This window comes from Streptomyces silaceus (genome assembly GCF_001419745.1).
GTDB lineage: Bacteria > Actinomycetota > Actinomycetes > Streptomycetales > Streptomycetaceae > Streptomyces > Streptomyces silaceus.
The window spans coordinates 1-8005 of sequence record NZ_LIRJ01000494.1 but is presented as its reverse complement, the minus strand read 5'-3'; the positions used below and the strand labels follow the sequence as shown (position 1 = coordinate 8005).

Sequence of the window (8005 nt, the reverse complement as noted above, 5' to 3'; positions counted from 1 at the left end):
AGACCCGGTCGCCGAAGGCGAAGGTCGCGATCCTCGGCTACCCGTGGATCACTCCGGCCCAGGCCGTGCCGGGCTGCTTCGCCAAGATGCCCGTCGCGGAGGGGGACATCCCCTATCTGCGTGATCTGCAGACGGCCCTGAACGGCGCGGTGCAGCGGGCCGCCGGGGAGACCGGCGCGACGTACGTCGACATGGGCCCCGCGTCCGACGCGCACGACGCCTGCAAGCCGGCGGACCAGCGCTGGATCGAGCCGGTCCTGTTCGGCACGAACTTCGTCCCCGTGCATCCGAACGCCGCCGGCGAGGCGGGGATGGCCGCGGAGACCGCGAAGGTCCTGAACCTGTCCTGACGGCGGGGCACTGGACTGCCCCGACGCCGGGCCCTGCGTGTTTCCCGGCGTCGGGGCCACGTATGCGTCCCGACGCCGCGCCCCCGCCGCACCCGGCGGGGGCGCGGGCTGAGATCCTGGTCGAGTGATCGGGATCAAGTGGCGTACCAGCAAGAACCGCTCAGCCCGGGCCTCCGGGCGAGCCTCCGTCCGTGCCCTCGGGCGGCCTTCCGTACGAGCCGGAGCCGGCGGCGCGCTGCTCCTCGCCCTGCTCATGCCCCTCGCCGCCTGCGGGAGCGGCGGGACCGCCGACTCCCCCGGGGCCGCGTCGGGATCCCCGGCGGCCCGCCCCGCGGAGGACGACGTCCGCCGCCCGCAGGCCGACGCCTCCTTCGACTACCAGCTGGGCGGCCCCTACCGGCCCCCGGCGAAGACGCGCGCCGTCTCGCGCGACCGCACCGCCGACCCCGTCCCCGGGCTCTACAACATCTGTTACGTCAACGCCTTCCAGGCCCAGCCCGGCAAGGACGCCGCGCGCTGGTGGCAGCGCGAGCACCCCGATCTGCTGCTGCGCGACGACGAGGGCGACGAGGTCGTCGACGAGGACTGGCAGGAGCCCCTGCTCGACATCTCCACCGCCAAGAAGCGCGCGGCCCTCGCCGACGTCGTCGGCACCTGGATCGACGGCTGTGCGAAGGCGGGCTTCGACGCGGTGGAGCCCGACAACCTCGACTCCTACGAGCGCTCCGACGGTCTGCTGACCACCGACGACGCCGCGGAGTTCGCCCGGCTCCTGGCCCGCCGCGCCCACGACCGGGGGCTGGCCATCGCCCAGAAGAACACGACCGACCTCCTGGACCGGCGCGACCGCATCGGCTTCGACTTCGCCGTGACCGAGGAGTGCGCCCACTACAAGGAGTGCCCCGACTACGCGTCGGCGTACGACGGGAGGGTCTTCGACATCGAGTACGAGCGGAAGGACTTCGACGCCGCCTGCCGCTCGTGGGGCAAGGAACTGTCCATCACCTTGCGCGACCGCGACGTGCGGCCCGCCGGTGAGGGCGGATACGTGTACCGCCACTGCTGACGGGCCCGGCCGTGTCCGTACCGTGGTCAGCCCATTCAAGCTCTCCTCAAGGTACGGACATGGCCGGGTGAGCACAGTGATGCCCGTCGAACAGGAACGGAGACCGGGCCCCTCGGGCACGGACTCCACCGACGGAAGAGGTACTGATGCGCACCCGGAAGATCCTCGCAGGACTCGCCCTCGGCACCACCCTCGGACTGGGCCTCATGGCGGCACCGGCCCAGGCCGCGCCCGCGACGGCGCCCGTGGCCTCGGCCGACGCCGAAGGCACCGTGGCCGCCAGGGGCGCGCAGGCGACCCGGCACTTCTACAGCAGCCACTGGACCCGTTCGGACTGCATCGCCCGCGGCAACTACTGGCTGAGCAAGCACCCCAGCTGGGTCGCGGAGTGCGACCCCGGCGTGGGCACGGACGGGAAGTTCAAGTACCACCTGTACATGTGGTACTAGGGGCAGCCGGGCGCGCCGGGGCCCTCCGTACGGACGGTCCCGCCGCCGGTGCCCCCACGGCGCCGGCGGCGGGCCCCTCCCCTACATCTCGGTCCAGGTGAAGGCGACCTTGTCGCCCGCCTTGATGCGGAACTGGCAACCGCCCACGGGGGTGGCGGTGCCGTTCACGGAGATGTTCCAGTAGGCGTCCTGGCCGCCGTTCTTGCCGTCGATGGTGGTCACGAAGTAGTCGTCGTACGACGCGTACCAGGTGCCGTCCCAGGTGAAGCCCTGCTTCTTCGCCGCGTCGTCCAAGGCGGCGGTGGGCGTGGCCCCGGCGGTCGTGCTGGCGCCGTTGTTGGTGCCGTCGCACTTGTGCGTGCCGCCGGAGGCGGTGGTGACGGTGTGGCCCTTGGTGCTGATGGTGCTGTCGTAGAGCGCACCGTTGGGGCCCTTGACCGTCAGCGTGACCGTGATGGGGGTGTTCGCCGCGGCCGCGGCGGGGGCGGCCTGGGTGGCGGGGGCCGCCGCGGCCAGGGTGAGGCCGACGGCCGCGGCGAGGAGGGCGGTTCTTCGGGGCAGGGTGCTGCGCATGGTGAGGTGCCTTTCCGTTGGTGTCGTCAGGGAATGAGGTGCTGTCAGGTCTGTGCGCGGCGCCTGCGGGCGACGACGACCGCACCGGCCCCCACGGCCAGCAGAGCCGCGGCGCCGCCGGCCAGCGGCAGTGCGGGGGCGCCCGTCGAGGCGAGACCACCCGTCGGCGTGACGCCGCCCGTGGTGTCCCCCGACGTTCCGCCCATCGTGCCCGCACCGCCCGGGTCGGCGGAGCCGCCGCCGGTGGCCGTCGTCCCGCCTCCGGCCGTGGCGCCGCCCGACGCCGAGGCGTCGCCGGACGGGGAGGGGCCCGGAGTGGCCGTCGGGTCGGTGCCGCCCGTGGTGCCGCCGTCGGAGCCGGAGCCGCCCGACGTACCGCCGTCCGTACCGCCGTTGGCGCCGCCCTCGGTGCCGCCATGGCCACCGCTGCCGCCGCCGGTGCCTCCGTCGGGCGCGCAGGCCACCGGCTCCAGGCCGTTCGCCGCGCCCTTGCCGTCGATCTGCGCCAGGGACTTGCCGGCCAGCGCGGGGACCGCCTGGGCGGTGGCCCGCAGCGCGGTGCCGTCCGCCTTCGGCTCGGAGTAGCCGACCGCTCCCCGGTCCGCGCTCGCGCCCCGGCAGCCCACCTGCACGGACCTGAGCCAGGCGATGCCCTTGCCGGCGGCCTCGACGCGCCCGCCCGCGGCCAGCGCCTGGACGTCGAGGGCCGTGGAGTTGGAGTTGCCCGGCGGGGTGCCGAAGCCGTTGTCGCGGAAGCTGCCGTCGGCGAGCTGCTGCTTCTCCAGCCAGTCCAGCGCGGGCTTCGCCTCCGCGGCGCGGCCCGCGCCGAGCAGCGCCTGCACCGCGAGGCCCGTGCTGTCGGTGTGGGACTTGCACTTGGCCGGGTCGGACTTGAAGAACAGGGGGTAGCCGCCGTCGGCACAGCGGGACGAGGCGAGGAAGTCGACGGCCTTGTCCGGCAGATCGCCGCTGCGCTGCAGGGCGAGGACGGCGAGCGACTGGGTGAACTGGTTGGAGCCGTCGCCGTTCGGGAGGTCGTCGGTGAAGCGGCCGGTGTCCTGCATCCGGCCGAGCAGCGTCTTGGTGAGGTCCTGGCCGCCGAAGTCCTTCGGGTCGCGGCCCTCGACGGCGGCGACCAGCGCGAGCTTGGCGGTGCCGCCCGCGAAGACCTTGCCGGGCGTGCCGCGGTTGATGTAGTCGGCGGCGTGGGCGGCGAGCCAGTCGGTGGCCTTCTTCTGCGCGGCGCCACCGGTGCCGGTCGCGGCGAGCCCCATCACCACGTCGGCGGTCAGGCCGTGGTCGGCGGAGGCGTTGGAGCCGTCGGTCAGCTTGGACGTCATCCAGGTCGCGGCCGCGTTCGCGGGGGACTTGAGCGCCGGTGCGGCGGGGTCAGCCGCGTGTGCGGGGCCGGGCGTCAGCAGGGCACTCGCCACGGCGGCGGCGAGGGCGGCGGGCAGCACCGCCCGGGCCCCGGGTCTGAGGGACGGAGTCATCGTCGGTCTTCTCCTTGCTGGTACGTGTCCGAAGGACGTGGGGTGGGGAGGCCGGTGATCCGGCGGGAGCGAGCGCGGCGGATGCATCGACGGCGACGGCTGCCTCGGTGCCGATGGAGGTGTCGGGCTTGACGGGGGCGTCGAACGTGACGGGCGCGTCGAAGGCCGCGCGGCGCGCCGCCCTGCGCAGCACCGCAAGGACGGCGGGCCCCAGGGCGACGATCGCGATCAGGTTGGTCAGGGCGCGTCCGGTGTCCCAGCCAAAGGTCGAGGTGACCAGGGTGAAGACGGCGAAACGGTGCAGGTTCTCCGCGACCGGGGCGCCCGCGACGAACGACAGCTGGGTGTCGGTGCCCGCGGTGAAGGGCCAGAACCACATGTTCATCAGGAAGCCGAAGACGTACGCCACGAGGACGCCGTAGACCGCGAGCAGGGCGATCTCCGCGCGGCCCGTGCAGCGCCGGGGCAGCAGCCCGGCGCCGAGCCCGATCCACCCGGAGGCGATCATCTGGAACGGCAGCCACGGCCCGACCCCCGCGGTCAGCAGTGCCGAGGCGAACAGCGAGGTGGCGCCGAGGACGAAGCCGAACCCGGGCCCGAAGACGCGGCCCGCCAGCACCAGGAGGAAGAACACCGTCTCGATGCCCGCCGTGCCGGCGCCCAGCGGCCGCAGTCCCGCGTTGACCGCCGAGAGCACGCCGAGCATCGCCAGGGCCTTCGTGTCGATGCCGCCGGACGACATCTCGGCGAGGACCACGGCGAGCAGCACCGGCATGGTGAGGACGAAGAGGAGCGGGGCGTCGGCGCTGTGCGCGGCCGCCTCGGGGCGCGGCGCGACGAACAAAGGCCAGAAGAACATGGCGAGTCCGGCCACGCTCGCGAGGGTCAGCACGGCGGCGCCGCGCAGTCCGACGGGCAGTGCGGGCACTCGTACGCCACGTCCGCGCCGCATGTTCCCGACCGTCATACGGCCTCCAGGGCGTGCCGCACCTGCTCCACGGTCAGCCACTCCTGCGGGCCGAGGACCTTGGCGACCTGCGGGGCGAAGGCGGGCGAGGAGACCACGACGTCGCGGGTCGGCCCGTCGGCGACGGTCTCGCCCTCGGCCATCACGACCACCCGGTCGGCGGCCCGTGCGGTGAACTCCACGTCATGGGTGGCCACCACGACGGCCCGGCCCTCGTCGGCGAGCCGGCGCACGAGACGCGCGAAGGCGTCCTTGGCGTGGTAGTCGAGGCCCCGGGTCGGCTCGTCGAGGAGGACGACCTCGGGGGCGGCGGTGAGCTGCACGGCGAGCACGAGGGCGAGTTGCTGCCCCTCGGACAGGTCGCGGGGGTGACGGCCGCCCGGGATGCCGGGGGCCAGGCCGTCGAGCAGGGTGCGTGCCGTGCCCGCAGGGGCGTCCGCGTCGGCGTCGGCCTGAGCGCATTCGGCGTCGACGCTCTCGCGGTAAAGGAGGTCGCTCGCGGTCTGCGGCACCAGGCCGACCAAGGCGCGCGCCCTGCGGGCGGACAGCCTGCCCGGGTCCTGCCCACGCACCTCGACGGTGCCCGAGCGGCGCGGGCCCGAGCCCTGCAGGGCCCACAGCAGCGAGGACTTGCCGGAGCCGTTGCGGCCCATGAGGGCGGTGACCTGGCCGCGCGCCAGGGTCAGGTCCACATCGCGCACGGCGAGGTTCTGGCCGTACGCGACGGTGATCCGGTGACCCGTGAGCGCGGCCTCGCCCGCTCTCCCCTCGGGTCGGGGCGGCGCGTGGCCCGCGAGCCGTTCACGCAGGGGCGCGGCCTTGCGGCGGGCGTCGCGCACCGACAGCGGCAGCGGGTCCCAGCCGGCCAGCCTGCCCAGGTGTACGACGGGTGGCGCCACGTCGGAGGCGTGCATCAGCTCGGCGGGGTCGCCCTCCACCACGTGCCCGTCGCCCGGCAGGTGCACGAGCCGGTCCGCGTACTGCAGGACGCGTTCCATGCGGTGCTCGGCGACCAGCACGGTCGTACCGAGGTCGTGCACCAGGCGGGTGATGGCCGCGAGGACCTCCTCGGCGGCCGTCGGGTCGAGCGCCGAGGTGGGCTCGTCGAGGACCAGCACCTTGGGGTGCGCGGTGAGGACGGCGCCGATCGCCACGCGTTGCTGCTGTCCGCCGGACAGGGTGCGCAGGGCGCGTCGGCGCAGCCCGGCGATGCCCAGCAGGTCGAGGGTCTCCTCGACGCGCTTGCGCATGGCGTCCGCCGGCACGGCCAACTGCTCCATGCAGTAGGCGAGTTCCTCCTCGACGGTGTCGGTGACGAACCCCGCGAGAGGGTCCTGGCCGACGACGCCGACGAGCGCGGCGAACTCCTGCGGGGGCGCGTCGGCCGTGCTCACCCCGTCGACCGCGACCCGGCCGCTTAGCCGACCGCCGGTGAAGCGGGGCACCAGGCCGTTGACCGCGCCGAGCAGCGTGGACTTGCCCACGCCGGTGCGTCCGGTGACCAGGCACAGCTCGCCCTCGCCGATGTGCAGGTCCACGCCGCGCAGGGCGGGTTCCCGGGCGTCCGGGTAGGTGAAGGTGACCTCGTCGAAGTCGATCACGCGGCCGCCTCCAGGGGCTGATGGGTCACCGGATCCCGTTCGGGGTCCGACGACGTGGGGGGTTCCGGTGCCAGATACGCGGGCCCGACCCCCACCAGCACGGCGAGGGCGGGCAGCGCGGCCAGTTGGGGCCAGGCGAGCGGCGACAGCGAGGGGTACAGCGACGCGGCGTCCGTCCGCGCGGCCGCGTACAGCAGGACCGCGGCAGCCAGTCCGCAGGCGGCTACCGCGAGTTCGGCCGCCTGCCAGCGGTCCGGCCGGTAGGTGCTGCGCCGCACGCGCCGGCCGCCGAGCACGAATCCGCAGCCCGCCAGGGCGAGCCCGGCCAGGAGCAGCGGGGTCCCCAAGTACGGGGGCGTGCTCGCGCCCATCGCCCCGTACAGGCCCGCGCAGACGCCGAGCAGACCGCCCAGGACGAGGGTGCCGGTGAGCAGCCGGGCGCCCGGGGCGAGCCGCCCGGTGCGGCCGTAGCCGTGCGAGGCCATCGCGGCCGCCAGGGCCAGGGAGCGGTTCATCGCGTCTTCGAGGACGGGAATGACGATGCCGTGCAGCGCGCGTACCCCTTTGGCCCGGCCGCCGCCGCGCAACCGCCGTGCCCTGCGCACCCGTTGCACGCTCTCGACCAGTTGGGGTGCGACGGTCAGGGTGACGACGACGGACGTGCCGACCTCGTGGAGGGCACCCGGCAGCGCCTTGAGCATCCGCTTGGGGTTGGCCAGGGCGTTCGCCGCGCCGACGCAGACGACCATGGTGGCCAGGCGCAGTCCGTCGTAGAACCCGCCGAGGAGCTGTTCGGCGGCGACCGGCCCCAACAGGCGGATTCCTGCAACTGCTTCGGGCAGGGTGATCTGCGGCAGCGTGAACAGGACGGTGTCGCCCTGGCCGCCGCCGAAGACGATCCGGAACATCACGCGCATGGCCACGATGAACGCGCCGAGCACCAGATACATCCGGAACGCCAGCGCCCAGGGCGCGTCACCGCGCCTGCGCACCACGACGAAGGCCACGACGGCGAGGATCATCACCAGCAGGACGGGGTTGGCGGTGCGGCTCGCGGCGGCGGCCATGCCGAGCGCCCACAGCCACCAGGCACCGGGATGCACCGCACGCGGCAGCGCGCGGTGCCCGAGTGCGGCGCTCACGCGGAGCCGTCCGCGCGGGCCGCTCTCCTGCGGCGCCAGGCCGTGACGCCGGCGCCCGCGGCGAGCAGCACGGCGGCGGCGACGCCGAGCAGGGTGCCGGTCGGCGCGCCCGAGGAGGAGGCGGTCTCGACGGTGCGCTTGTCGTCGCCGCCCGTCCAGTCGGCGGCCTCGCTCGGGGTGATCACCGGGCTCGGCGAGCCGGACGCGGACGGACCGGGCCCGGCGGACTTCTTGCCCTTGCCGCCCTTGTCCTTGTCCTTGTTCTTCTTCTCGTCCTTGTCCGCGTCCTTGTCCTTGGCGGGGTGTCGTTCGGGCCGCTCGTCGGGGTGCGCGCCCCCGCTCTGTCCGGCCCCCGCTCCCCCGC

General features: G+C 74.3%; 8 protein-coding genes and 1 pseudogene. 3 read left to right on the top strand and 6 right to left on the bottom strand.

What is annotated here, in order from left to right; genetic code table 11:
- The 3 genes from AOK22_RS35190 to AOK22_RS35180 all read left to right on the top strand — a co-directional run.
- Positions 1-350: GDSL-type esterase/lipase family protein (locus AOK22_RS35190; RefSeq protein WP_244165229.1), on the top strand; the 350-nt coding region annotated here is incomplete at its 5' end.
- Between the two features lie 253 nt (positions 351-603).
- Complete coding sequence (locus AOK22_RS35185; protein ID WP_079037032.1) at positions 604-1416, top strand: endo alpha-1,4 polygalactosaminidase; 813 nt, start codon at positions 604-606, stop codon at positions 1414-1416.
- A 146-nt stretch (positions 1417-1562) separates the two neighbouring features.
- Positions 1563-1865: a hypothetical protein gene (locus tag AOK22_RS35180; protein ID WP_055702768.1), complete on the top strand. Its 303-nt coding sequence runs from the start codon at positions 1563-1565 to the stop codon at positions 1863-1865.
- Between the two features lie 81 nt (positions 1866-1946).
- On the opposite strand, the gene AOK22_RS35175 is transcribed toward AOK22_RS35180, so the two are convergent.
- The 6 genes and pseudogenes from AOK22_RS35175 to AOK22_RS42045 all read right to left on the bottom strand — a co-directional run.
- On the bottom strand, positions 1947-2438 hold the full coding sequence (locus tag AOK22_RS35175; RefSeq protein WP_055702767.1) for a DUF4430 domain-containing protein: 492 nt from the start codon (positions 2436-2438) through the stop codon (positions 1947-1949).
- Positions 2439-2482: 44 nt separating this feature from the next.
- Positions 2483-3931 carry a prenyltransferase/squalene oxidase repeat-containing protein gene (locus tag AOK22_RS35170; protein WP_157872384.1) on the bottom strand — a complete coding sequence of 483 codons (1449 nt, stop codon included), beginning with the start codon at positions 3929-3931 and terminating at the stop codon, positions 2483-2485.
- Positions 3828-4883: an ECF transporter S component gene (locus tag AOK22_RS35165; protein WP_244165228.1), complete on the bottom strand. Its 1056-nt coding sequence runs from the start codon at positions 4881-4883 to the stop codon at positions 3828-3830. The genes AOK22_RS35170 and AOK22_RS35165 overlap by 104 nt, the downstream gene beginning before the upstream one ends.
- 11 nt (positions 4884-4894) lie before the next feature.
- Positions 4895-6499 carry an ABC transporter ATP-binding protein gene (locus AOK22_RS35160; protein WP_055702765.1) on the bottom strand — a complete coding sequence of 535 codons (1605 nt, stop codon included), beginning with the start codon at positions 6497-6499 and terminating at the stop codon, positions 4895-4897.
- Positions 6496-7566: a CbiQ family ECF transporter T component gene (locus tag AOK22_RS35155; protein WP_055702769.1), complete on the bottom strand. Its 1071-nt coding sequence runs from the start codon at positions 7564-7566 to the stop codon at positions 6496-6498. Before AOK22_RS35155 ends, AOK22_RS35160 begins: the two co-directional genes overlap by 4 nt.
- A gap of 71 nt (positions 7567-7637) precedes the next feature.
- A pseudogene (locus AOK22_RS42045) lies at positions 7638-8005 on the bottom strand (hypothetical protein); the annotation flags it as partial.

What these genes read in the sequence shown, in the direction of transcription:
- AOK22_RS35155 (WP_055702769.1), bottom strand. Translation starts at nt 7,566, where the DNA reads ATGGCCGCCGCCGCGAGCCGCACCGCCAACCCCGTCCTGCTGGTGATG.
- AOK22_RS35180 (WP_055702768.1), top strand. Translation starts at nt 1,563, where the DNA reads ATGCGCACCCGGAAGATCCTCGCAGGACTCGCCCTCGGCACCACCCTC.
- AOK22_RS35170 (WP_157872384.1), bottom strand. Translation starts at nt 3,931, where the DNA reads ATGACTCCGTCCCTCAGACCCGGGGCCCGGGCGGTGCTGCCCGCCGCC.
- AOK22_RS35185 (WP_079037032.1), top strand. Translation starts at nt 604, where the DNA reads ATGCCCCTCGCCGCCTGCGGGAGCGGCGGGACCGCCGACTCCCCCGGG.
- AOK22_RS35175 (WP_055702767.1), bottom strand. Translation starts at nt 2,438, where the DNA reads ATGCGCAGCACCCTGCCCCGAAGAACCGCCCTCCTCGCCGCGGCCGTC.
- AOK22_RS35165 (WP_244165228.1), bottom strand. Translation starts at nt 4,883, where the DNA reads ATGCGGCGCGGACGTGGCGTACGAGTGCCCGCACTGCCCGTCGGACTG.